The sequence below is a fragment of the Desulfosporosinus sp. FKB genome, from assembly GCF_002196705.1.
Lineage (GTDB): Bacteria > Bacillota > Desulfitobacteriia > Desulfitobacteriales > Desulfitobacteriaceae > Desulfosporosinus.
This window is the reverse complement of sequence record NZ_NADJ01000040.1, coordinates 199,437-222,380: the sequence shown is the minus strand read 5'-3', so window position 1 is coordinate 222,380 and position 22,944 is coordinate 199,437. Positions and strand designations below refer to the sequence as shown.

Genomic DNA, 22,944 nt, shown 5'->3' with positions numbered 1-22,944 from the left:
TAGAAAGGATATTTTGAAATGCAAACTCGTAGAATTTTTTTAAAAACGCTGTTAGGACTTGGGGCAAGCCTTTTGCCCTGGAGTGTCTTTCCTGCCCGTATGGGAGAATTTCTTAAGTCGGAACTAGGACACCCTCCTGCCATATTACAGCTCCCAGAGACTGAGATAAAAGTCAAAGGAGAAACCACGGAAAGCCTCAAGCGTACAGCGATGGATGATATTATTGCCTTAACTGCACCTGAGATGCAAGGACGCAAAGCAGGATCAGTAGGAGAAGCTAAAGCGGCAGAATATCTAACCTCGCAATTAAGTCTTCTTGGCTTAAAGCCAATGGGAACGCCGGAAGCAGGTTTTGCTCAAGCCTTTACGATCTATCCGGTCATTGAAACCAAGGTTAATGGACGACTAACGTTCAGGCCCGGGCAGTCGAAAGACTTAAGGATTCCAAGTGCAAATATTCTCGGAGGACTAATGGGAGAAAACGAACATGAAATGATCCTTATATCAGCCCATTATGATCACCTGGGTGTATTTGAAGGGCACGTGTATCCCGGAGCGAACGATAATGCATCAGGTGTGGGATGTATTCTGGATGTTATTCGCCAAATCCTTAGTGAAGGAAAAACTCCAAAGCGCTCCATTGTGATTGCATTCTGGAGCGCTGAAGAGATGGGATTTGTAGGGTCCCAAGCCTTTGTCAATAGTCCCCCATTTCCCCTGCGTCAGATTAAAGCTGTACTCAATGCTGATACTGTCGGCAACGGTTCTAAGGGAGACTTTGCATTGTGGGGAGACGGTGAAAATATTGCTGTTAAGGCTATTCAGCAAGCAGCAGGTCAATACGGTGCCACTGCCCCCATAACTCCGCCCGGAGGACATAACAGCGACTCAGTTAGTTTCGCCTCGGCGGGTATTCCGGCGGTTACCCTCATGACCAGGGATTGGCTGGATAAAAATCACACTCCAGAGGATACTCCGGCAATATTGAAGCCCGAACAGATCCATCTTGCTTCTGAGATCATCTATCAGGCACTTCATAGTCTTGCCTTCTAATGCGTTACCGTTGTTGTCGAAGCCGAATTTGATGTTGTTGAAGAAGCCCCGCTGCTGGGTTCCGTGACATCATATTTGGAACGGAGAATGATTAGGTCGATGCGTCGGTTTTTATTTCGTCCCTCTTCTGTATCATTGGAGGCAATCGGCCGGTATTCTCCGTAACCGGTTGCGGAGAGTCGATTAGGGTCAATGCCGTCATGCTGCAAAATTTGCACCACATTAGTAGCACGGACTACTGACAATTCCCAGTTGCTGGGGAATTGAGCAGTATGAATCGGCAAATTGTCTGTGTGACCTTCAACCCTGATTTGGTTGGTGGATGATTCAAGGACCGTGGAGACTTTTTCCAGGATATTACGGGCATAAGGAGTTATATCCGCCGAGCCGCTATCAAAAAGCAAGGTTTCTTGAATTCTGACCACAAGGCCTCGTTCTTCGACAGACGTTACTAAGGTGGATTGAATGCCATTATCAGATGCAAATTTATCGAGTTTAGCCTTAATGGTATCGATAGACTGGTTATCTGCGTCCACATTTCCTTGACCGGCCTTTTGGTTGTTATTCTGAGTGGTTGTGGAGGGTTTGGTCATGTCACTTTGAGGAGTTTTAGGAGGAATGGCAGCCGGTCCTGCTGGACTGGTTGCCAATTGTATTTTGGCAGAACTGCCTCCGCTTAAGGCTGAGTTCAAAGCTTCGGCCACGGCTTGAAACTTTTCAGAATCAACTTTACTCATCGAGTAAAGGACAACAAAGAAAATCATAAGTAAGGTAATAAGGTCTGAATAGGTGAGCAGCCAGCGTTCTCCATTTTCCTTTTCGGCTTCATGTTCGCGTTTTCTACTCATCGGCCTTCACTAACTGCAGGACGGCCCGCCGCCGCTGCGCCTTCTTCATCATCTTCTTCAGAGGGAAGCAGAGATCCGACGTGGGTTTTTAATTTTTCCTTCAGAATGGATGGGTTATCGCCCGCCTGAATCGAGAGGATTCCATCCCGAACCATTTCCATTGCGGCAACCTCCGCCTTGTCTTTCATTTTAAGCTTTGTGGCAATAGGAAGCCAGAGAAGGTTGGCAGAGGAAACTCCATAAAGGGTAGCAATAAAAGCAGATGCGATTGATTCAGAGAGTGATGAGGGATCAGAAAGATTTCCTAACACCCTGACAAGTCCCATAACGGTCCCGATAATCCCCATGGTCGGCGCAAATCCGCCAGCTGCCTCAAAGACGGAGATGCCAACTTTATGACGTTTTTCCAGGACAGCGATATTTGATTCCAGGATCTCCTCGGTGATTTCAGGGTCTGTCCCATCAATGACTAACTGTAAGCCTTGACGAGTAAAGCGATCGTCAACGGTTTGGAGTTCTTGTTCAAGGCTTAATAATCCTTCGCGGCGCGCTTTTTCAGCGAAGCCAACCAGAGCTTCATAAGCTTCTGCGGTGCCAAAAGTTTGACTTTTAAAAGCAACCCTTAGCCAATACGGGAGGTGTTTAAGGTCAGAGAGGGAAAAACTGGTCAAAACTGCTCCAGCAGTTCCTCCGAAAACAATAATTGCTGCGGAAAATTGGAAAAGGGAACCGAGAGAGCCACCCTCCAGAAGATATCCGATGACTAGAGCGCCTATTCCGGCGATGACGCCAATTAACGTTGATAAATCCATGTTTCTTGCCACGACACTCCTTTATACATTAGCAATAGAGACCATAGTTCTATTTAATCAAAAAAGAAAGGGGAATAAACTGGGTCCGCCGGCCTAATTGCTTTTCTAAATAAAGGGCTGCGACATACCTCCCTTTGCGTTTATTACATGATTTTAGCGTAGAATCTTATATTAGGGGAAGAGGAAAAGTATCTCTACAATTTAATATCGACAAAATTTACCCTAAACTTTAGTAACTCTACGTAATACAAATAAGTATTTACTGCCTGAAAAAAGACTGAGTATTTACTTAGTAATTACTGAGTATTTACTGAGTAATTTAAGTAATTAATGTGGAGAAAGTTTTTCTCAAGTTTTGCCTTGCTTTATTCGATAAGCAAAGTAAGACTATGTATCTTGGAGTGAATGAAATGAAGGTAGATCCTACATTTATGTCGCTGGTGAGCTGTACCCAAGCCACTAATCGCTTGAAGCCAGCAGAAAAAAATAGATCGACGAGCGAAACGGATAATGTTGCTGTTTCAGACAAAGCTCAAACATTTCAGACGTTATTGCAAAAAGCAAAAGAAGTTGCTGACATTCGCGAAGACCGTGTCCAAACTCTGTCTAAGCAGATTGAACGGGGAGAGTTTAAAGTGGATGCCCATAAAATTGCCGCTAAATTGCTTCCGCCAAATTTCTAAGAGCGTCTATGCTAGGAGGAAGATTCCGTGTCTGAAGTGCTTGAGAACTTAGATAGAAATTTAAAGGAACAAGTTAAATGCTATACAGAACTTTATGACTTGGAAAAAGACAAACAAAAAGCCCTGATTGAAAATAGTGTCCAGGAAATTGACAAAATCACGGTCCGCGAGGAGCAGCTTTTTCCAGTTGTAAAACATTTGGAAAAAGAACGTATCTTGTTTACGGAACAGATTGGTCTTGAACTAGGTATGGCCCCTGAAGATCTAACGCTAGCTGTGCTGGCGGGGCGTTTTCCAGTCCTGCAGGGGGTGCATACTGATCTGGAGCGGGTGATCGGTGAGTTGCAGGGAATTCATGATATTAATACCCAACTTTTGCAGCAATCTATCAAACTTGTTGAGTTTACCGTAGGACTATTCATGCATCAAGAAAAGAACACGTATACGCATCCAAGCAGAAATGGTAATGATATGGATAAAAAACTGCATCTCTTGGATTGGAGGATTTAAGACATGACTTCTACTTTTTTTGGTTTAGAAATTACACGCAGAGCACTGGCATCACAGCAAGCTGCCTTAGATGTGACGGGGAATAATATTTCCAATGCAAATACTCAAGGATACACCAGACAGATTGCAAACTTGAAAGAAACCACCCCTTATACGGTATACGCAACAGGTCGGAATCTGAGTCTGGGATCTGGGGTATCCATGGATACGGTTACCCGGGCACGGGATAAATTTGTAGATATGGAGCTCCGTGATGAAACGTCAAAGCAGCAATATTGGACAAGTAGGCAAACGAGCCTATCTAATATAGAAAGTTTTATGAATGAACCTTCGAATAATGGTTTGAGTGCTGCTATGGATAATTTCTGGACAGCTTGGAGCAGTCTTTCTCAGGACCCGGGAAATTCAGGAGCTCGTTCGGTTGTTCAAGGACGTGCCATAACTTTAACTGATAGCTTTCATGCTATTGCTCAGCAGATTCAGACGATGCAGAGTAACCTTAACTCAGATGTGACAACACAGATTCAACAAATTAATAGCTACGCGGATCAAATTGCGAAACTTAACGATCAAATTAAATCCGCAAAGCTAACCGGGGACAATCCGAATGATCTTTTAGACAGCCGAGATAATTTGATTGATGAATTATCGAAAATAGTCAATGTGAAGGTATCGGAAACCAATGATGATTTCAGCATAAGTATCGGGGGAGGTGTCCCTCCAGCGACGTTGGTGGATAATGGAACGGCTAATCATTTGGATGAGACTTCCGGACTTGATGGAAATGACGTTACGTGGGAATCGGGGAATTCCCTTACGTTAAACCCACAACAGGGGACACTTCAAGCAGATATACAGGTTCGTGACACGGATTTGAATAATTTATTAGATCAATATAATTCACTGGCTAAAGATATTGTCGATGCAGTTAATAGCATTTATGGAACCGGATCAGTTACCGGATCTACTACAACAGGTAATACTTTTTTTGATCCTTCGAATTTAACCGCGAGTACCATCTCCTTGACTTCGACGGGTTCGGCACCAGTCGATGATTCAGCAGACACCAACATGAATAACATAGTTACAGGCGATGGAACTTCTGGTGACGGGAGTATTGCCGCCGCGATCGCTGCCTTGGCGACGGGTTGGTCGAGCATCACAGATACAACATTAACAAGCAAGGGTTCATCCTTGGGAGATGAGTATGGTGTTATCGTTTCTCAGTTTGGAGTCCAAGTTCAAGAAACCAATCAAACAAAAGCCGGAGAGGATGTTTTAGTTAATAATTTGACAAACCAAAGGGACTCTGTCTCCGGAGTAAACTTAGATGAAGAAATGACAAATATGATTCAATATCAAAAGAGCTATACGGCTGCAGCGAGAGTGGTTACCACAATGGACGATATGCTTAATACGATTGTGACTGGGTTGGGTGTTACAAGGTAGTAAGACGGCACAGTTTATTAATTCATATATTTATTTTTGAAAATAATACTATGTATATAGTTCCAGGTATTTATCTTTGATTAAGGAGGGAACATTTTGCGAATTACCAGCAATATGATGTCAAGGAATTTGCTTCTAAATCTTAATGCTGCCGAGGAAAATATGACAAACATGCAGAACATGATGTCTACAGGGCATCGGATTAATAAGCCCTCGGATGATCCGGCAGGGACCCACAATGCCTTAGGCCTTAAAACGAATATGGCAATGATTACTCAATTGAAAAGTAATGCTGATGAGTCATTATCCTTTATGGGTACAACGGATTCCACCTTGTCAGATGTTCAGTCAATGCTCAACCGTGCTTATGAACTTACCCTCCAAGGGGAAAATGGTACCAATGATGATCAATCACGAGCAGATATCGCTGCGGAGATTGATCAGATCAATCAGCAAATCCAGACACTTGCCAATACTAAGGTAGGGAATAAATATATATTCAACGGTACGTCGACAACTGACGCCCCTGTTGTGTCTTCAACAGCTTCCTTTGCAACTTACTCCCCAATTCAATTGGATGTTGGCAATAATAATTCGAAAGTAACTATCTCGGTTGATGGTTCGAGTATTTTTCCCGCAAGTATGAGCCTATTAAGTGATATTTCAAATGCTTTGACTTCAGGTTCGGATTTAAGTTCATATGTGAATCAAATTCAGACCAACATTGATAATATTTCTTCGAGCCGTGCGACTTTAGGTGCCAGTGTTAACCGAGTGCAGGCTATAAGCAGTCAAATGGATACCATGAATATTAATTTAACATCGAGCCTTTCGACGGTACAGGATACTGATGTGGCAAAAACTATTTTAGATTTCCAGACCCAGCAAAATACCTTTCAGGCTGCTTTGTCCATTGGAACTAAGATTATTCAACCCTCTTTGGTTGATTTTATGAAATAAAAAAAGAGCCATTTTGCTTGGTAATTGTTTATTTCGCGGTTTCACTTTCTAAACTTTCCAATTAAGAAAGTATTTATTTGTATTTTCTTGAAACGTTCATCGAAAAACTTTTGTTGGATGTTTAAGAAGTTGAGGTGATCGAGTATGGTAGATCTTCAAATCCAGCAACAATTTGGACGAATTGGACTTAATATCACTCCTTTTCAATATAACTTAACGATTACACCGGCAGATCTAGAGGTGCAACAACGTCCGGCAGAAATTTCTTTAGAACAGCCCGCTGCCACAATAGAGATTGATAATACCCCGGCGCGCGAATCGCTGGGGTATTATGGTATAGCAGCAGAACAGCGCGTCTTTGATCAAGAAGCCAAATCGACCGTTGATGCTGGTATCTCCCGAAGGGTTAATGAAGGGGAGCAATTTGCTGATCTTACAAAAAAAGTTTCTGTGGCTAAAATCGTTTCGCAAGATGCAGAACCTCGTCAAAAGGAACTTCAGATTGCTTGTACTCAGCCGATTCAGATCTCTGTAAAAAACTATCCTGTTAATTTTCAGGTAAACATTGGTGGAGTTTCAGTTAATGCGAGATTTGGTTCTGTTCACGGGGACTCACAATACGGTTCGGTTCACAGTTTTATGGAACAAAATCCGTATATAAAATTTCATACAGTGGGGGCTATCTATGATGTGCAGAAGTGACGCCTCTGTATCTGTAAAGGTGAACATAAGAATTTCCATAATTCGATATAAATATGGAGGAAATAGATGATGAAAGACAAAGGCAATATTTACTATTTTGTTCAAGGTATCCCAGGTTTTGAATCCAATAAGGAATTCCGCTTTGTTGAAGAAAAAGGGGTTCCTTTTGCTCAATTAATTTCCGTTGAGGAAGAGAGAATTGGTTTTATTCTAATGCGCCCAGGTCTACTATTCCCTGATTACAGTGTAGTTGTTAACTCGGAGAATGAAGAAATATTAAAATTAAATGAAACACAGAATGGGAATGACAGTATTAGTATTCCCCCTGATGGAAACCCTAATGATCACGTAGAGGTCTGGGCAATAGTAACATTAAATAGACAGGACGTGGCGAAAAGTACCGTGAATTTAAGAGCTCCAATACTCTTAAATACCAAGCATAAAGTGGGGGCCCAGGTTATCTTAGTGGATGAACGGTATCTTACGAAGCAACCGATAGATAGTGCACGGGAACAGGAAGGGGCCGTTGATTAAATGTTGGTTCTTACACGAAAGTTAAATGAGACCATTAAAATAGGAGATAACATTGAAATTACAGTGGTAGGTATCTCTGGTGATAACGTTCGTATTGGAATTGAAGCCCCTCGGGAAGTGAAAATTCTACGAAGTGAGGTCTATGTAGAAATTCAGAGGCAAAACCGTGAAGCGGTCAATGTGGAAGAATTTGGACGATCCCTGCAGCTTCTAAAAGACAAGATTGTAAATGAGAAGTAGAATGATTCTAATTCTTGCTGTGATATGTATGAGAAGAGATTTCTTTAGGAATTCGCCCGGATTGAATTCGATTTTTTGCTGTAAGGTTGTAGTGTTATAGGGCAAGACCAGTGTAAACTAAAATATCTTCAGACCCGATGAGAAGAATATTGGGCGAGGATGTGCCCTGTCTATCCTTATGCTCAAGAAAAAAAGGCATGAGGAAACTAGAGGATTAATATTGGCAGAATAAGAAAGAAATATAGAGGATTTGCATTATAATTGCTATATATTAATAATTTTTGCCCTTTAGAAAGAAAGACGATTATCCGATAAATAATATGTAAGCTACTTCTTATGTCGACAAAGAAGCGGATAGGCAAAATTCTCACACGGATGTGGGAAAATAAGATTCATGGAGGGAACAAATATGATTATTAATACCAACATATCCAGTTTAATTGCTCAAAACAATTTAAACAGCACTCAGAATAATATTCAAAGTTCTTTGGCAAAGTTATCCTCAGGTTATCGGATTAACACAGCTGCAGATGATGCTGCCGGGTTAGCAATCTCTCAAAAGATGACAGCGCAAATCAACGGCTTGGATCAAGCAAATAGGAATGCACAGGATGGCATTTCCCTTATCCAAACGGCTGAAGGTGCAATGGGTCAAACCCAATCGATTCTTCAACGGATGAGAGAACTTGCTGTACAGTCTGCCAATGGTACGAACACAACTGCTGACCGCAAGCAAATCCAACTTGAAGTAAATGCTCTGCAAAAAGAAATTAGTAGGATTGCGACCGCAACCCAATTCAATACTAAAAACTTACTCGATGGAAGTTTGTCGGGCGCAAAGGGTATAAAATTCCAAATTGGGTCGGAGGCAAACCAAACTATTTCGCTCTCAATCAGTGCTATGAGTGCTTCTGCACTTACAGTAGGTACTGCTACTTTATCTGTTGGTACAGTAACAGCTGCAACTGCTGCGATCGGAAAAATTAGTAATGCAATTGACTCGGTCTCTTCAGCTCGAGCGAAGTTGGGTGCTTTACAAAATCGGCTCACCCACACGATTTCCAACCTGACCACAGCCTCACAAAATATGACAGCTGCTGAAGCTCAAATAACTAATGTGGATATGGCTTCTGAGATGTCTAAATTCACCCAAAATCAAGTTCTGAGTCAGGCAGGGGTTGCCATGCTAGCTCAAGCAAACCAAGCTCCTCAAGCGATTCTTAAACTGTTGGGTTAATGCTTTTTAAAACTTATCTTAGACTAGAGAGCCGGTCGGCGGTCAGCCGGACGGCTCTCCTTTTATTAATTGAGAATTCAGCCCATGTGCTTGAGTGGGAGGAACGAACGTGGTTAATCCAATTCAATCGAATATCGGAGTAACGGTACCACCGATAGACGCGTTTCCTGGACAGAAGTCTGAAATGAATCAAGAAGTATTAGTTCCCATCGTCGATCGTAAACAAGAGACCCCGTCGGCCCGTGAAGAAATTCCTCGAGAGGAAATTGAAAAGGCGACGGAAAAGCTCAATCGATTGATGGGAATTATTGAAAAGAACATGAAATTTGCCGTCGATGATAAAACCCATCGGGTGATGGTAAAGATCGTGGATAGCAAAACTGGTGAAGTCCTTAATGAGATTCCCCCCAAGCGTATCTTTGATTTGTTAAATTCATTCAGCAATATGTCCGGGTTACTCCTTGATAAACATTCGTAGGAAGGAGGAAACTTATGTCAAGCGCTTTAACAGGATTGTCGGGATATGACTTTTCTGGTATTGTCACTTCAATGGTTAATGCTTATAAGCTTCCGGAAACTCAAATGCAGACCCAAGAAAGTACTCTGCAAACTCAGCAATCTGCCTGGCAGGATGTGAACACTCGTTTATCCGCTTTAGATGCAACGATCACGGCCCTGCAATCTTCAGATACTTGGACGGCTACCACCGCTGCTTCCAGTAATACAAACAGTGTAACGGCAACCGGAGGGAGCGGGGCTTTGGCGGGTAATTATTCGATCATTGTGGGGAATACTGCCACTGCTGAAGTCGTCGTTAGTAAGGAAACCAGTGATACAACGTTCCCTGCCAGTATGCCCACTTACAGTTACAACTCAGGAAACAGTACTTCGAACTGGGATTTCAATATTAATGGAACAAACGTTACTGTGAAAAGTTCTTCGGGATCATCACCTACGTTATCTGATATTGCTAATTCAATTAATCGTGCTCAAGCAGGAGTTACAGCATCCCTTATTCAAGTGGATAGTAGTAATTACCGCCTTTCGATCACTAGCAATAAGACTGGCCAAGCTAACGCTATTACATTTGCCGATCCGAATGGGACACTAACGGCCTTGGGAATAGGTGCAAACCCGGGCGCTTTTGATGGGACTGCAGGAAGTGGAGGGATATCCCAACAAGCCTTGGATGCTAGCTTTTCGGTTAATGGCGTCAGTATTACAAGCGCATCGAATACTGTCACAACCGCAATACAAGGTGTAACCTTAAACTTAGTTGCTGGTAATAATTCGACCTCTACTGTTACGGTGGCGGCGGATCCTTCTGTAGCTCAGAAAGCGGTTCAGGCCTTTGTGGATCAATATAATTCGGTTCAAAGTTTCATTGCTTCAGAACTTAGTTATGATACCACAACGAAAACGTCGGGGGATTTATTTGGGGATGCCCAGCTTCAGGGTATCCAATCCCGACTAAGGGGGATGATGGGAGGAACTTTTGATAATCCTACGTCGCCCTATAGCATTTTAAGTGATGTGGGTATTTCAACATCGGCTGACAATTTTGGGGAAGATGCTTCTCTGACCTTTGATACGACGAAATTCACGGAGGCTTTTGCGAATAATCCACAAAGTGTCGCCAATCTGTTTAGCGCTTCTTATAATGGGGTTACTCCGCAAAACGACACGGTTAACAATGTATATCAGGGAATGGGGAATACCCTTCATGCTTATCTCAATCCGGTCATTATGTATGGCGGAACTTTATCTCAAATAGATGATAGTTATACCAGACAAATTAAAGATGTAGAGGATCAAATTAGCAATTTTGAAGAGCAGGCTACAGAATATGAAACCATGTTGAATGCAAAGTTTGCTAACTTGGAGACTGTCTTGTCTGGTCTAAATGCGCAAGGGACTTGGTTAACAAGCCAGGTCAATGCGATGTCCGGTTCGTCAAGTTCGTCAAGTTCATCAAGTTCGAAGACCTAAAGCTTGAACTACTCATTTGAAACTATCAAGGGAGGAATCGCTCTATCGTGCCTAATACAACAACCAAAAACAATCCCTATAGCGCATATAGACAAACTTCAGTAGCCACAGCCTCACCGGAAAAATTATTATTAATGTTATATGATGGAGCGATTCGCTTCCTTAATCAAGCACGCGCTTCGATGGAACAAGATGATTTTGAAGCAGCGAATAAGTGGCTTGGAAAACTTCAAGACATATTTATGGAACTAAACATGACGCTGGATATGAACCAAGGAGAAGTTGCGTATAATTTGAGGAAACTCTATGAATTCTATCAAAAGGAAGTGCTCATGGCTAATGTCGAAAAGAGCATAGATCGTCTTCAGCCAGTCGAGGATTTTCTGCGAACTTTCCGGGAGACTTGGGTTGAGGCCATCAAGATAGTTAATCGAGAACATATCCATACGCAGACTGGGGAAAGAGAAAATGCAGACTACTAACCATTCAGATCTTAAAGAAGAATTGATTCTTACCCTAGATTATGTTCATAACTTATTTATCCGCAATGAGGATAGTCAGGCTCTCAAAGAGCTTGATCCTGTTTTGCAAAAAATGGGAAGTCTAGTAGAGGAGATGCCTGCTCTTGTACAAGAGACGTTTCAGCAATTACTATTACAGGCGTTGAAGTTTCTGGAAACTAAAGATTATGTTCGGCTCATGGATGTACTTATCTTTGAAATAAAACCTTTGTTTAAAGACTGAACGGGGATGATTAATTTGACTTTTTTTGAAAAGAATTTAGCTTTTCTTATGACCCAAGGATTCGAAGAACAGGTCTTAAACCAACCGCTGGAATCTTCCTCGGTCAGTCTTTTTACAGGAAAGACAGGATACTATACCGCGACAAAACAGATTGAGGGGCAAGAATTTCTCCTGCATAGTGCTTATGACCCTTTGGATGAGGCTTCTCGGTTGATCGTTGGAGAAGATGTTGCCTCCTATTCGACCATTTTTCTTTTTGGCCTAGGTTTGGGATATCATTTAATTGAGCTGTTAGAGCGAACACCGCCCTCAAGTCTGATTTTTGTTTTAGAGTCCGATTGGGATGTCGTGAGGGCGGCCATGCATGTGATTGATTTTGAAGAAATATTAGCAACCGGTCGGGTTGTCTTGGCTTTTGGAAAAATGTCAGAAATCCGGGTGATTTTAGATGGCCTTTTTGTTATGGGAGAAGTCATGCTTAAACTTCAAAGAATTGGTTTCCTGTATTTCGCTCAGAAATATCGCACCGAATATTCCGTTATACAAGAAATGCGAAGTTCAGTACTTGGTGTGCTTCAGTATCATCGCCATGGTTATGGGATAGATATAGGCTGGTCTGTTCAAGGCTTAACTAACTTCGTAAAGCATATTCCTTATCTGGCTAAGACACCGTCTGTTTATCAGATTACTAATACGTGGCATAAACCTGTGGTGATTGTTTTGGCAGGGCCGTCGCTGACTAAGAATATTGCGGTACTTAAGGAATGGCAAGATCGGGTGACGATTTTCTGTGTTAATACCGTTTTTAATAAATTATTGGATTATGGGATTATACCGGATGCTACTTTTAGTATAGATAGAGCTCCGATTATTCCGGAGCAACATTATAAGCGAGATGAACCCATTCCCGAATCTATTGTCTTTGTCGCTAATCCCGTTGTCGATTCGCGTAGTGCAAGTTTGTTTAAGCATCATTTGTTTTGCTTTGGAGGAGGAGAATATTTTGAATACGAATTAGCTCAGGATATGGGTAACTGCACCTTGTCAATGGGGTTGTCCGTAACTCATTTTGCCTATAATTTTGCAAACCAAATTGGCGCCCCGGCTATTATTCTGATAGGTCAGGATTTAGCGTTTAGCCCAGAAGGGCGAACTCATAGTTCAGGAAGTGTCTACGACAAAGTTAAAGTAAATCTAGAGACTGAAGCTAAGATAATCTATTTAGAGGGCTATTATGGAGAAAAAGTCCCTTCAAATATAACTTGGAAAATGTTCAGAGATTGGTATGAAATAAATTTAGAGCGTTTTCCGTCTTTAGTCATCAATGCCACTGAGGGCGGGGTTAAAATTAAAGGGACTATCCAATTGACGTTGCAGGAAGCCTTGGAGAAATACGTAGGAGTTCAATCACCTAAGAAAGATTCTTTTGTGGATTGGCTTGCTACTGTAGATCGGGATATAGTTTACGAAGATGGAATTGAAGAGATTCGGAAATCATTTATGGCACGCATTAAGAAGCTGGACATAGCCGAACTGGTTTATACTAGAGCATCGGATTTGTATAATTATGTCCACGACTTTAATATTCCTTTAGAGTTCAAAAAACGATATTTAGACAAAATGTACGAAATAGCTCACAATATTATGGCAGATAACTGGATATTTTCTCTTTTCAGACCTGAGTATATTAGAATGATGGGAGATTATATTAATTTAAACACAGATGGGAATGAAAAAAACCCGGAAAAGATAATAATAAATAGAGCCAAAATATTGCATGATATGTTTCTAGATATGTGTTTGTTCTTGGGAAAACTTAGAAGGATTCTCGAGGATGCAGTTGAAAAACTGAATCTAGAGTCGGAATCATTAATCTGAGATAAAGACGTTTATTAAATGGGCGCCTTCGAATTTTGCATACATTAAATATCAAAATAATTATATATGACCCTGTAACGGCTCATTGTCTATTCCGTAAGCTAGGACAGAACTTAAGTCATTATTCTATTGCGAAGGGGGTCAATAAATGGGACTTAAAAATAGTAAAATACTTGTTACAGGCGCAGATGGTTTTATTGGCTCACATTTAACTGAGGAACTCGTGAAGTCAGGGTATGATGTCCGCGCTTTTGTTTTATACAATTCATTTAATTCGTGGGGATGGTTGGATCAATCTCCTGCCGACATTCGTAAGAGTTTAGATATTTTCACAGGGGATATACGTGATCCACATGGAGTTAGGGAAGCCATGAAGGGGTGCGATATTGTATTACATTTGGCGGCCTTAATAGCTATTCCATATTCTTATCATTCCCCGGATACATATGTTGATACCAATATTAAAGGAACTCTGAATGTTGTGCAAGCGGCTAGGGAGTTGGGAGTAGGGAAAGTGGTACATACCTCGACAAGTGAGGTATATGGCACCGCTAAGTTCGTACCTATAACCGAGGAACACCCATTACAAGGCCAATCGCCGTATTCGGCCTCTAAAATTGGAGCAGATCAGATTGCCATGTCTTTTTATACATCTTTTAATACACCGGTAGCAATTATTAGGCCGTTTAACACCTATGGGCCACGTCAATCAGCAAGAGCTGTTATTCCTACTATTATTACTCAAATCGCCAATGGGCATAGGCAGATCAAATTAGGTTCTTTACATCCAACTCGCGATTTTAATTATATTAAAGATACTGTGCGTGCTTTCATGTCGATAGCAGAGGTTGAACAATCGATAGGTAAAGTGATAAATATTGGAAGTAATTTCGAAATATCGATTGGAAAGACTGTAGAGTTTATCGCAGAAATCATGGGGGCTAAAATCGATATTGAAACTGAAGAGGTCCGACTTCGTCCAGAAAAGAGTGAGGTCGAAAGGCTTTGGGCTGATAATACAAAAGCCAAGGAGATCTTAGGATGGCAACCTGTCTATGGAGGACGTGAAGGGTTTAAAAAGGGTTTATCCGAGACCATCAAATGGTTTACTAATTCGGAAAATTTACAAGGCTATAAGGCCAATAGGTATAACATATGATTGAAGATACTAGAGTACTAAACATTGTCAAGGCGCTCCGGCAAGTAATATTACCCGAAAGGGGTTCGGTCGCCCTTCACGAACCAACGTTTGAGGGTAATGAATGGGATTATGTTAAGGAGTGCTTAGATACTGGTTGGGTATCGTCAGTCGGTAAATTTGTCGATAGGTTTGAATCCCAATTAGCCGAATTTACAGGCGTAAAGTATGTGGTTGCTGTAGCCAACGGTACTGCAGCTTTACATATATGTCTCAAATTAGCAGGTGTAGAAAATGGTGACGAAGTGATCATCCCTGCGTTAACCTTTATTGCCACCGCGAATGCCGTATGCTATTGCGGAGCTATTCCCCACATGGCGGATAGTGACTTTAATACTTTAGGGTTAGATCCTTACAAACTAAGAGGTTATTTGGAAGACATTGCTGAAATACGTCAGGATGGGTGTTATAACAGACAGACAGGCAGGAAGATCAAGGCTGTAGTGCCTATGCATACCTTTGGCCATCCTGTTGACCTTGATCCACTGGTCGAGCTATGTCAAGAGTATAAGTTAGCTCTAATTGAGGACGCTGCTGAATCACTAGGATCATATTATAAGGGTCGCCATACAGGTAATTTTGGTAAACTGGCAGCATTAAGCTTTAATGGTAATAAAGTTATTACTACAGGTGGCGGCGGGGCCATTTTAACTAACGATGAAAGTCTGGGAAAATTAGCCAAACACTTAACAACGACTGCCAAAGTACCGCACAAATGGGCATTTAATCATGATCAGATAGGCTATAATTATCGGATGCCCAATATTAATGCTGCATTAGGATGTGCTCAATTAGAACAATTGCCCAGCTTTCTTAAAATAAAGCGAGCGTTAGCTGAAAATTATCGGGCGGTCTTTCAAGGCATGGACCATGTAAAATTTTTTGGGGAACCAAGCTTTGCCCAAAGTAACTATTGGTTGAATGCGTTGCTGTTAGACGAGGAGAGCGCTGAGTTACGCGACCCAATTTTGTCCGAAACCAATGACTTGGGCATAATGACGAGACCGGTATGGACGCTTATGAGTAAATTGCCAATGTTTGGCGAGTGTCCCAAAATGGATTTAACTGTTGCAGAGAGTATAGAACACCGCCTTATCAATATTCCAAGTGGAGTGGCGATAGGTTAAACTTGGTCTCGTTACCACCCTGAAAATATGGATTTCCAAACTTGTAGACACCGGTAGTAAATTGTCTACTTTGAAGGTTTGGATGAGTGATAAAAAAGCAGCACAATTTTTTAGATGGGGGTGGGAATTTTGGATATAGAAACACTGCTTATTCATGAAGAACGAAGTGTTCGGGAAGCAATGAAACAAATCGATGTAACAGCTAGGCAAATATTGCTGGTTGTAAAAAACAATATATTAAAAGCAATAATTACTGATGGTGACGTTAGAAGGCATTTACTACGCGGAGGGAAATTAGAGGACAAAGTTAAAGACATCGCCAACTATAATCCGCGGTATATACATGAAAAAGATAAAGATAATTATCGAGAATATATGAAGAAATGGTCAATTTTATCGCTTCCAGTTGTGAATGAAAGGCTAGAAATACAGTCCATTGTTTTTCTAAACGATTATGAAATTGGGCGCAATCATTCTGTCGGTGCACCCGTTGTAATAATGGCAGGCGGATTGGGGACAAGACTATACCCGTATACAAAAATATTACCAAAGCCACTCATTCCTATTGGCGAATTACCTATAACTGAACATATAATTAATCGTTTTATGGAGTTTGAATGCAACGAGTTCCATCTGATTGTTAATCATAAAAAAAATATGATTAAGGCTTATTTTAGTGAAATTGAGAAAGTATATAAATTAGAATTTCATGATGAAGATAGACCCTTAGGCACAGGAGGCGGACTTAGTCTACTTAAAGGAAAGATGAAAACATCCTTTTTCTTGACAAATTGTGATGTCATAATCAGAGCCAATTATAAGGAAATATATGATTATCATAAGCAAAATGGAAACATAATTACAATCGTAGCAGCATATAAACATTTCTCTATTCCATATGGAATAATAAATCTCAACACCAACGGTGAAATCGATACAATGTTAGAAAAACCGGAATATTCGTTTTTAACCAATACCGGTTTTTATGTTGTAGAACCCGAAGTTGTAGATAAGCTTGAAAACGATAAAGATATTGGGTTTCCTGACATAATTGAGCAGCAAAAAGGTCTTGGCCGAAAAATTGGGGTTTTCCCAGTTAGTGAGAAATGCTGGCTCGATATGGGACAGTTTGAAACGTTGGAGGAGATGAGGAAAGAATTAGAGGTGTAAAAGCGTGAGTAAAATTGTTCTTGTAGGTGCAGGTGGACATGCACTCAGTGTCATAGATAGCATCAACTCGAATGGAATTTATGAAATCGTTGGGGTTACTGATTTGCGTTATGTTGGCTGTGAGAAGGTTTTAGGTTATAAGATGTTAGGTAATGATAACATACTGAAGTCACTATTTGATAGTGGTATTCAACACGCTTTTGTAACAGTTGGAAGTATAGGAAATACCTTTTTAAGAGAAAAACTATTTCGCCTACTTAAGGATATAGGATTTACTTTACCTGCAATAATCGATATCTCTTCAAATATCGGAAGCGATGTATCAATTGGTTCGGGTGTCTTTATAGGAAAGAACACTGTAGTTAATACAAAGAGCACTATTGGAGATATGGCGATAATTAATACGGGGGCTATTGTAGAACATGGTTGTTGTATTGAAGAATTCACCCATATTGGACCGGGTGCTGTTATATGCGGAGACGTTAAAATAGGTGCTCGTACACATGTCGGTGCTAATGCTACGGTTATTCAAAGCGTGAATATCAGAAATGACAGTATCATAGGAGCTGGAAGCGTTGTTATCCACGATGTGCCAAGTAAGGTTGTTGCATTCGGTAATCCTTGTAAAGTGGTGAGAAATAATGGCTAAGACTTTTGTTATAGCCGAGGCGGGAGTAAACCATAACGGCGACATAAAACTGGCTAAAAAATTGATAGACACCGCAAAAAGTGCTGGAGCGGATGCCGTCAAATTTCAAACCTTTAAAGCAGAGAATCTGGTGTCAAAAGTGGCTCGTAAAGCGGACTATCAAAAACAATCTACTGGGTCTGATGAAAGTCAGCTGGAAATGATTAAGAAATTAGAGTTATCGTTTAATGATTTTCAGGAACTTAAGAAGTATTGTGTGGAAAAAGAGCTATTGTTTCTCTCTACACCATTTGATTTAGATAGCATAGATTTTTTAGAAGGTCTAGAGATCCCTATATACAAAGTGCCATCTGGAGAGATTACTAACCTGCCGTATCTGATAAAAATTGCACAGATGGGCAAGTCAGTGATAATGTCAACTGGGATGAGTGATTTGGATGAAGTGGGGTTTGCCTTAGAGGTTCTACGGAAAAATGGCGCTGGAACGATAACCTTACTACACTGTAATACTCAGTACCCCACACCCTTTGAAGATGCCAACATAAAGGCAATGCTAACTTTGAAACAACGCTTTGGCGTTGCGGTCGGCTATTCAGATCATACCACTGGGATTGAAGCTCCTATTGCTGCAGTAGCGTTAGGAGCTGAAGTGATCGAAAAGCATTTTACTCTTGATAAAAATATGGATGGACCAGATCATAAATCTAGTCTCAACCCTCAAGAACTCAAAGATATGGTGAAATCTATCAGAAATATAGAAGTTGCTTTGGGAGATGGCATAAAACGGCCTTCAGAATCCGAAACTCCTAATAAGGAAGTAGCGCGGAAAAGTATTGTTGCCCGACGAAATATTTTTACAGGTGAAATCTTTGCTGAGGATAATTTAACCGTTAAGCGTCCGGGAAGTGGAATTTCGCCCTTAAAATGGTATGAAGTTTTAGGGAAGAAAGCTAAGAGAGATTTTTATGAGGACGAGTTGATTGATTTATGAAAAAAACAATCTGTATTGTCACGGGATCGCGAGCTGAATATGGCCTTTTAAGGCCTATTATCGAGCGAGTTATCGCTATTAACGATTTTGTACTAAAAATAGTGGCAACAGGTATGCACTTATCAGAAGATTTTGGTTTGACATATAAGGAGATAGAAGCGGATGGCTTTTCTATAGATGCTAAAATTGATGTTTTGCGAAATGATGATGATTCAAATAAGGGTATTTCCAGAGCTATCGGAATTGGTGTTATAGGGTTTGCTGAGTATTTTCAACAGTTTCGACCCGATATGGTGGTTGTTTTAGGTGACCGATTTGAAATATTTGCTGCTGCCATAGCTGCAGCTGTGGATTGTATACCAATTGCTCATCTATATGGTGGGGAAACCACAGAAGGGGCAGTTGATGAATTTTTTCGTCACTCAATAAGTAAAATGAGTTATTTGCACTTTACATCAACGGAAAAATATAGACAGCGTGTTATTAAGATGGGGGAAGCACCGGATCGGGTATTCAATGTGGGGGCAATTGGTGTAGAGAATATTAAAAACATATCCTTAATGACAAAAGAAGAGCTGATCCGAAGCATCGGATTTGACTTAAATAGCCCATATGCCCTTGTAACCTTTCATCCGGTAACATTAGAAAAAAATACTGCTATAAAACAAATTGAAGACCTATTATTGGCTTTGGATGAGATAAACGGGCTGAATTACATATTTACAAAGGCTAATGCTGATGCTAGTGGTCGGGCAATCAATAAAAAGATTGATGCATACTGTAAGCCAAGGAAAAATGCTATTGCTCAAACTTCGATGGGAGTTTTACGTTACCTTTCTGCTATGAAATATTGTGAAATGGTAATTGGCAATTCTTCCAGTGGAATTCTTGAAACCCCAAGTTTCAAGAAACCTACGATTAATATTGGAGACAGGCAGAAGGGTAGGATTTGTGCAAAATCAGTTATAAATTGTAAACCGGATAAGAACGCTATAGTCAAGAGTATTAAGAAAGCAAAGTCGCAGCGTTTTTTGCTCGAGATTGCTAATCAGGTAAATCCCTATGGGAATGGGAAGGCTTCACAAAAAATTATAGCAGTTATTAAGGATTTTCTAGATAATGACAAGATCAACCTTAAAAAGAGCTTTTATGATGTGAGGGGGTAGGACGATGTTCAATAACAATAGAGTAATAGCTATAATCCCTGCACGTAGTGGCTCAAAAGGCTTACCCGACAAGAATATTCGCATTCTTAATGGGAAACCCTTGATTGCTTATAGTATTGTTGCGGCCCAAGAGACTGGCATTTTCGATGAAATATTTCTGTCCACCGATTCACAGAAATATGCTGATATTGCAATACAAAATGGGGCAAATGTTCCATTTTTAAGATCAAATGGGCTGGCTACTGATACAGCTTCGACTTGGGATTGCGTGAAAGAGGCACTTGATCAATATCATACTATTGGCAAAGAATTTGACATCTTTGTTATCTTACAACCAACATCGCCTCTAAGAACATCTCAGGATATATTAGCTGCTATTAATACCATGATGTTAAAAAATGCGGATGCTGTGGTTTCAGTTTGTGAAGCTGATCATTCTCCATTATGGTACAATACACTACCAAAGAGTAAATCACTAAATGGATTTCTGCGTAATGAAATTCTAACAAAAACGAGACAAGATTTACCAACATACTACAGGATTAATGGAGCACTTTACATCGTAAAAGTAAAGCATTTTTCAAAATCACAAAATATTTATGATTGCAAATCATATGCCTACATAATGCCAAGGGAAAATTCAGTTGATATAGATACATTATTTGATTTTTCTATAGCTGAGCATCGACTGATGATTTTACAGAATAATATTGGCAATTGTCCATTATTAAGAGCGGAAAAGTAAATATAATCCTATTAATAAAATTCAATAACAAGAAGGGTGTAAGAAATGGAAAAACAAATTGAGGTATTGCGAACAGCATACGAATACCTTAATAAATTAACAAAGGGAACTCTTGAAGCTGCAGAATATTTCCATAGTGGTCAGGAATATAAAGGTTTTCAATCCGTTTCCTTGATTGCCGATGGGATTTTATGGTTGGTTGAAGCTATAGAACTAACGCGCCTTGTTCAAAAAGAGCAGATCACCACAGAAGGCATTTTAGCCAAAATAAATGAAATAAATAATGCCATGCTAAAAAAGGACATTGTGTTAGTTGCCGATTTGTTGGAATTCGAAGTTGTTCCCATACTTCAGATGTGGCAGAGTGGTGTTCAAAAGTCAATTCCTTTGGCCTTGATCTAAGGGGGCGATTTTATTTGAATGGAGTCTTTACACTAAATGACGGTCGTGTTCTAAAAATTTTCGAAACCAAAAATGGGCAACCCACTTTGGCGATTAATGATATACTGATTCATAGCCGATATGATCCTTATAAGGAGGCCACAGCATTTATCGATCATCACAGAATGATATACCAGGATAAAAATTGTGTTGTTGTTTACGGGTTGGGTTTTGGGTATCATATTAAAGAATTATTAAAAAAAATCGGCTCGGATTGCAGAGTGTATTTATTCGAGGCAGATAAGGCCATTTTGAAAATAGTTAAGACTCTTGACATGGTACAAGAGGTATTGAATGACCATCGTGTAAAACTGATAGAGGGATATGATCATAATTTCCTATGTAGGTTTTCTGAAAAGCTTGGCTATGTTGGTGATCTTATAATATATAAACCTTCATTGCGGGCTTTACCAAATGAGTATGAGGATTTTAAAAATGCAATACTTGATTTTGAATTGAGTAAAATTGGTATAGAACGCTTTGGGTCTCTTCTTCATGAAAATGATGAACTTAACCTAACAGATGGTTACAATATCATTGATGATTTCTTTAATAAATATAATTTTGAGGCTAAGCCAGTAGTTATTGCTTCTTCCGGCCCATCTCTGGACTTAAGTGTTGAGTGTTTATCCAGGTTTCGAGGCCGGTATAATCTGTTCTGTGCAGGAAGTGCCCTCAGGACTCTCATGAAATATCGAGTTAAACCTGACATGATTTGCGTTATTGATGCATCTGATCTCGTAGCAAAGCAACTTAGTGGATATGAAAATCTTAGTGTCCCCCTTTGCTTTTTAAGTTCGGCTTCTCATTTAGCGGTATCAAATTATCGGGGGCCGAAGTACATATTTTGTAATGAAACAATTCAGGGGAAATTGACCATTGAAACCGGCAAGTCTGTATCCACAGCAATTTTATCGATTGCCCTTATGGCCAGAGCGAACCCAATTATCTTTACAGGCCAAGATTTAGCGTTTATTGACAACAAACACCACACTGAGACTTTTACTGAAATATACGGGGAGAGTAATGAGGCGTTTCTTCAGGGGCATTCTGAAACAGTCGTAGGAGTTAGCGGAGATCTGTTGTATACAAATTCAGGTCTATTGAGTTATAAACGTTGGATAGAACGAGTTATAGAAGCAAATCCTCAAATCACCTTTTTTAATGCAAGTAAAGGTGCAAAAATCAAGGGGACAATCGATAGGAAATTAGAGGAAATATTCGAATGAATTCAGGGAAACGAGAAAGGAACAAGTGACGATGGATTTGGGTATAAGTAATCAATGTCAGGATATCTACGAAAAAACGAGTATAAACCTAGCTCATTTTAAGGAAATGCTCGAATTAACCCAAAAACTTGAATCAAAGTCACTGGATAATGAACTTGAATTATCCAAAGAAATATTAGAACAGCGTCAAGGTGTGATCGATCAAATTGATCAAGTAAACATAGAGATTGATTTGCTTCAGAGTAAAATAATCCAAAAAATCGGTCAAAAAAATTTTAATCTGGAGTCAATTCAATCATATATCTCCGAAGACCTATATAAGAACCTAAAAACTCGATCTGCTATGATACGTGAACTTATTCTGCAAATACAGAACCTGGATAAGGAATATCTAAAGAACGCTAAAATGGTCAGAGAAGGAGCAAAACTCCAGCTTCTCCGCGTTAGAAGTGTTCTTCACCCGGGCCGTTTTTACCATAAAGTTTACGCCCCCGAGCCGAGATTTGTTGACAAAAAAAGATAGATTAAAGGCAGGGCGATCAAAGGTACATTGTTCAAAGGTCTGGTCCTGCAGATTCATTATAATTCA

26 protein-coding genes are annotated in these 22,944 nt (G+C 40.3%); 24 read left to right on the top strand and 2 right to left on the bottom strand.

Translation table 11 applies throughout. From position 1 onward, the window contains the following. Positions 1–18 precede the first annotated feature (18 nt). A complete protein-coding gene (locus tag B5Y67_RS22585) occupies positions 19–1,053 on the top strand; it encodes a M20/M25/M40 family metallo-hydrolase (RefSeq protein ID WP_088228641.1) in 1,035 nt (344 codons plus the stop codon). On the opposite strand, the gene B5Y67_RS22580 is transcribed toward B5Y67_RS22585, so the two are convergent. Further along, positions 1,050–1,901, bottom strand: a complete 852-nt coding sequence (locus B5Y67_RS22580) for a flagellar motor protein MotB (protein WP_088228640.1) — start codon at positions 1,899–1,901, stop codon at positions 1,050–1,052. The genes B5Y67_RS22585 and B5Y67_RS22580 overlap by 4 nt on opposite strands. Beyond that, positions 1,898–2,713 (bottom strand): flagellar motor protein, encoded by an 816-nt coding sequence (locus B5Y67_RS22575; RefSeq protein WP_088228639.1) that lies wholly within the window; start codon positions 2,711–2,713, stop codon positions 1,898–1,900. Before B5Y67_RS22575 ends, B5Y67_RS22580 begins: the two co-directional genes overlap by 4 nt. 410 nt (positions 2,714–3,123) lie before the next feature. Between B5Y67_RS22575 and flgM the strand changes: the two genes are divergently transcribed. The 23 genes from flgM to B5Y67_RS22460 all read left to right on the top strand — a co-directional run bounded on the left by flgM (position 3,124) and on the right by B5Y67_RS22460 (position 22,878). Then, the gene (flgM, locus tag B5Y67_RS22570; protein ID WP_088228638.1) at positions 3,124–3,396 is read left to right on the top strand and encodes a flagellar biosynthesis anti-sigma factor FlgM; all 273 of its coding nucleotides are present in this window, start codon (positions 3,124–3,126) and stop codon (positions 3,394–3,396) included. A 27-nt stretch (positions 3,397–3,423) separates the two neighbouring features. After that, the gene (locus B5Y67_RS22565) at positions 3,424–3,906 is read left to right on the top strand and encodes a flagellar protein FlgN (protein WP_088228637.1); all 483 of its coding nucleotides are present in this window, start codon (positions 3,424–3,426) and stop codon (positions 3,904–3,906) included. 3 nt (positions 3,907–3,909) lie between these two features. Beyond that, positions 3,910–5,355 (top strand): flagellar hook-associated protein FlgK, encoded by a 1,446-nt coding sequence (flgK, locus tag B5Y67_RS22560; RefSeq protein ID WP_088228636.1) that lies wholly within the window; start codon positions 3,910–3,912, stop codon positions 5,353–5,355. 96 nt (positions 5,356–5,451) lie between these two features. Further along, positions 5,452–6,315, top strand: a complete 864-nt coding sequence (flgL, locus tag B5Y67_RS22555) for a flagellar hook-associated protein FlgL (protein WP_088228635.1) — start codon at positions 5,452–5,454, stop codon at positions 6,313–6,315. Positions 6,316–6,459: 144 nt separating this feature from the next. Continuing rightward, a complete protein-coding gene (locus tag B5Y67_RS22550) occupies positions 6,460–7,017 on the top strand; it encodes a DUF6470 family protein (protein ID WP_088228634.1) in 558 nt (185 codons plus the stop codon). 66 nt (positions 7,018–7,083) lie between these two features. Next, the gene (locus tag B5Y67_RS22545; protein WP_088228633.1) at positions 7,084–7,551 is read left to right on the top strand and encodes a flagellar assembly protein FliW; all 468 of its coding nucleotides are present in this window, start codon (positions 7,084–7,086) and stop codon (positions 7,549–7,551) included. After that, positions 7,552–7,791: a carbon storage regulator CsrA gene (gene csrA, locus B5Y67_RS22540; protein ID WP_088228632.1), complete on the top strand. Its 240-nt coding sequence runs from the start codon at positions 7,552–7,554 to the stop codon at positions 7,789–7,791. It begins immediately after the preceding gene. Positions 7,792–8,200: 409 nt separating this feature from the next. After that, entirely contained in the window at positions 8,201–9,028 is an 828-nt protein-coding gene (locus B5Y67_RS22535; protein ID WP_088228631.1) for a flagellin, read from the top strand. A 109-nt stretch (positions 9,029–9,137) separates the two neighbouring features. Further along, the gene (locus B5Y67_RS22530; RefSeq protein ID WP_088228630.1) at positions 9,138–9,506 is read left to right on the top strand and encodes a flagellar protein FlaG; all 369 of its coding nucleotides are present in this window, start codon (positions 9,138–9,140) and stop codon (positions 9,504–9,506) included. A 14-nt stretch (positions 9,507–9,520) separates the two neighbouring features. After that, entirely contained in the window at positions 9,521–11,017 is a 1,497-nt protein-coding gene (fliD, locus tag B5Y67_RS22525) for a flagellar filament capping protein FliD (RefSeq protein WP_088228629.1), read from the top strand. Positions 11,018–11,064: 47 nt separating this feature from the next. Next, on the top strand, positions 11,065–11,499 hold the full coding sequence (fliS, locus tag B5Y67_RS22520) for a flagellar export chaperone FliS (protein ID WP_088228628.1): 435 nt from the start codon (positions 11,065–11,067) through the stop codon (positions 11,497–11,499). Beyond that, the gene (locus tag B5Y67_RS22515; RefSeq protein ID WP_088228627.1) at positions 11,486–11,761 is read left to right on the top strand and encodes a hypothetical protein; all 276 of its coding nucleotides are present in this window, start codon (positions 11,486–11,488) and stop codon (positions 11,759–11,761) included. The genes fliS and B5Y67_RS22515 overlap by 14 nt, the downstream gene beginning before the upstream one ends. A 15-nt stretch (positions 11,762–11,776) precedes the next feature. Then, the gene (locus B5Y67_RS22510) at positions 11,777–13,639 is read left to right on the top strand and encodes a 6-hydroxymethylpterin diphosphokinase MptE-like protein (protein ID WP_170932777.1); all 1,863 of its coding nucleotides are present in this window, start codon (positions 11,777–11,779) and stop codon (positions 13,637–13,639) included. A gap of 148 nt (positions 13,640–13,787) precedes the next feature. Further along, on the top strand, positions 13,788–14,798 hold the full coding sequence (locus B5Y67_RS22505) for an NAD-dependent 4,6-dehydratase LegB (protein WP_088228625.1): 1,011 nt from the start codon (positions 13,788–13,790) through the stop codon (positions 14,796–14,798). Beyond that, complete coding sequence (locus B5Y67_RS22500; protein WP_088228624.1) at positions 14,795–15,964, top strand: LegC family aminotransferase; 1,170 nt, start codon at positions 14,795–14,797, stop codon at positions 15,962–15,964. The genes B5Y67_RS22505 and B5Y67_RS22500 overlap by 4 nt, the downstream gene beginning before the upstream one ends. Before the next feature lie 120 nt (positions 15,965–16,084). Continuing rightward, positions 16,085–17,134, top strand: coding sequence for a sugar phosphate nucleotidyltransferase (locus tag B5Y67_RS22495; protein ID WP_348982317.1), 1,050 nt, complete (start codon positions 16,085–16,087; stop codon positions 17,132–17,134). Between the two features lie 4 nt (positions 17,135–17,138). Continuing rightward, positions 17,139–17,783 carry an acetyltransferase gene (locus tag B5Y67_RS22490; protein ID WP_088228622.1) on the top strand — a complete coding sequence of 215 codons (645 nt, stop codon included), beginning with the start codon at positions 17,139–17,141 and terminating at the stop codon, positions 17,781–17,783. Next, the gene (gene neuB / locus B5Y67_RS22485; protein WP_088228621.1) at positions 17,776–18,774 is read left to right on the top strand and encodes an N-acetylneuraminate synthase; all 999 of its coding nucleotides are present in this window, start codon (positions 17,776–17,778) and stop codon (positions 18,772–18,774) included. The genes B5Y67_RS22490 and neuB overlap by 8 nt, the downstream gene beginning before the upstream one ends. Then, the gene (gene neuC / locus B5Y67_RS22480; RefSeq protein WP_088228620.1) at positions 18,771–19,940 is read left to right on the top strand and encodes a UDP-N-acetylglucosamine 2-epimerase; all 1,170 of its coding nucleotides are present in this window, start codon (positions 18,771–18,773) and stop codon (positions 19,938–19,940) included. The genes neuB and neuC overlap by 4 nt, the downstream gene beginning before the upstream one ends. Positions 19,941–19,944: 4 nt before the next feature. Next, positions 19,945–20,685, top strand: coding sequence for an acylneuraminate cytidylyltransferase family protein (locus B5Y67_RS22475; RefSeq protein WP_088228619.1), 741 nt, complete (start codon positions 19,945–19,947; stop codon positions 20,683–20,685). A 45-nt stretch (positions 20,686–20,730) separates the two neighbouring features. Continuing rightward, positions 20,731–21,087 (top strand): hypothetical protein, encoded by a 357-nt coding sequence (locus tag B5Y67_RS22470; RefSeq protein WP_088228618.1) that lies wholly within the window; start codon positions 20,731–20,733, stop codon positions 21,085–21,087. 14 nt (positions 21,088–21,101) lie between these two features. Further along, positions 21,102–22,355 (top strand): 6-hydroxymethylpterin diphosphokinase MptE-like protein, encoded by a 1,254-nt coding sequence (locus tag B5Y67_RS22465; protein WP_088228617.1) that lies wholly within the window; start codon positions 21,102–21,104, stop codon positions 22,353–22,355. A 31-nt stretch (positions 22,356–22,386) separates the two neighbouring features. Continuing rightward, a complete protein-coding gene (locus tag B5Y67_RS22460) occupies positions 22,387–22,878 on the top strand; it encodes a hypothetical protein (protein WP_088228616.1) in 492 nt (163 codons plus the stop codon). The last annotated feature ends 66 nt before the right edge of the window (positions 22,879–22,944 follow it).

Coding starts and splice junctions, on each gene's coding strand:
- neuC (WP_088228620.1), top strand. CDS start 18,771: ATGAAAAAAACAATCTGTATTGTCACGGGATCGCGAGCTGAATATGGC.
- flgM (WP_088228638.1), top strand. CDS start 3,124: ATGAAGGTAGATCCTACATTTATGTCGCTGGTGAGCTGTACCCAAGCC.
- fliD (WP_088228629.1), top strand. CDS start 9,521: ATGTCAAGCGCTTTAACAGGATTGTCGGGATATGACTTTTCTGGTATT.
- B5Y67_RS22500 (WP_088228624.1), top strand. CDS start 14,795: ATGATTGAAGATACTAGAGTACTAAACATTGTCAAGGCGCTCCGGCAA.
- B5Y67_RS22535 (WP_088228631.1), top strand. CDS start 8,201: ATGATTATTAATACCAACATATCCAGTTTAATTGCTCAAAACAATTTA.
- B5Y67_RS22470 (WP_088228618.1), top strand. CDS start 20,731: ATGGAAAAACAAATTGAGGTATTGCGAACAGCATACGAATACCTTAAT.
- neuB (WP_088228621.1), top strand. CDS start 17,776: ATGGCTAAGACTTTTGTTATAGCCGAGGCGGGAGTAAACCATAACGGC.
- B5Y67_RS22505 (WP_088228625.1), top strand. CDS start 13,788: ATGGGACTTAAAAATAGTAAAATACTTGTTACAGGCGCAGATGGTTTT.
- B5Y67_RS22580 (WP_088228640.1), bottom strand. CDS start 1,901: ATGAGTAGAAAACGCGAACATGAAGCCGAAAAGGAAAATGGAGAACGC.
- csrA (WP_088228632.1), top strand. CDS start 7,552: ATGTTGGTTCTTACACGAAAGTTAAATGAGACCATTAAAATAGGAGAT.
- flgK (WP_088228636.1), top strand. CDS start 3,910: ATGACTTCTACTTTTTTTGGTTTAGAAATTACACGCAGAGCACTGGCA.
- B5Y67_RS22475 (WP_088228619.1), top strand. CDS start 19,945: ATGTTCAATAACAATAGAGTAATAGCTATAATCCCTGCACGTAGTGGC.
- B5Y67_RS22575 (WP_088228639.1), bottom strand. CDS start 2,713: ATGGATTTATCAACGTTAATTGGCGTCATCGCCGGAATAGGCGCTCTA.
- B5Y67_RS22460 (WP_088228616.1), top strand. CDS start 22,387: ATGGATTTGGGTATAAGTAATCAATGTCAGGATATCTACGAAAAAACG.
- B5Y67_RS22545 (WP_088228633.1), top strand. CDS start 7,084: ATGATGAAAGACAAAGGCAATATTTACTATTTTGTTCAAGGTATCCCA.
- B5Y67_RS22515 (WP_088228627.1), top strand. CDS start 11,486: ATGCAGACTACTAACCATTCAGATCTTAAAGAAGAATTGATTCTTACC.
- B5Y67_RS22585 (WP_088228641.1), top strand. CDS start 19: ATGCAAACTCGTAGAATTTTTTTAAAAACGCTGTTAGGACTTGGGGCA.
- B5Y67_RS22550 (WP_088228634.1), top strand. CDS start 6,460: ATGGTAGATCTTCAAATCCAGCAACAATTTGGACGAATTGGACTTAAT.